This window comes from Bradyrhizobium sp. Kon37 (assembly GCF_055807535.1).
Genome location: NZ_JBVVOY010000313.1, coordinates 1 through 246, shown reverse-complemented (window position 1 = coordinate 246; position 246 = coordinate 1). Strand labels below are relative to the sequence as shown.

Sequence of the window (246 nt, the reverse complement as noted above, 5' to 3'; positions counted from 1 at the left end):
CGTGGTTGCGTCCGTAAAAGAAGCACCAATTGGGATCGAGGTCATCCCCGCGCACGTCACTGAATATCTGAACAAAGTACTGACTGAAACCGATCATGCCAACCCTGATCCGGAAATCGTGGATATTGCCTGCGGTCGCTCCTCTGCCCCGATGCCGCAGCGAGTAACAGAAGAAGGAAAACAGGATGATGAAGAAAAACCGCAACCATCTGGAACAACGGCAGTTGAACAGGGAGAGGCTGAAAC

1 protein-coding gene is annotated in these 246 nt (G+C 52.0%); it reads left to right on the top strand.

Translation table 11 applies throughout. The features are described 5' to 3' along the window. A partial coding sequence (locus AC0L3J_RS38295; protein ID WP_473350607.1) for a hypothetical protein occupies positions 1-246 on the top strand: 246 nt, incomplete at both ends.